Origin of the sequence: Streptomyces sp. NRRL F-2580, assembly GCF_000720115.1 — a bacterium.
Classification (GTDB): Bacteria; Actinomycetota; Actinomycetes; order Streptomycetales; family Streptomycetaceae; genus Streptomyces.
Window position 1 is genome coordinate 1 of the sequence record NZ_JOIR01000148.1, and the last position, 206, is coordinate 206.

Genomic DNA, 206 nt, shown 5'->3' on the forward strand with positions numbered 1-206 from the left:
CTCACCCTCATGGCCGGCGACGTCACCGTCGGCCGCCTCGGCGGCCCCGCCCGGATCAGCACCCAGAAGGGCGACATCCGCATCGCCGAAGCCGTCCACGGCGCCGTCGAGCTGCGCACCCAGGCCGGCGACGTCACCGTCGGCGCCGCCCGCGGAGTCTGCGCCTCCCTCGACGCCGGCACCGGCTACGGCCGCATCCACAACGC

The 206-nt window shown here is 76.2% G+C and carries 1 pseudogene; it reads left to right on the forward strand.

What is annotated here, in order from left to right:
* Positions 1-206 (forward strand): annotated as a pseudogene (locus IF88_RS0139845) (hypothetical protein); the annotation flags it as partial.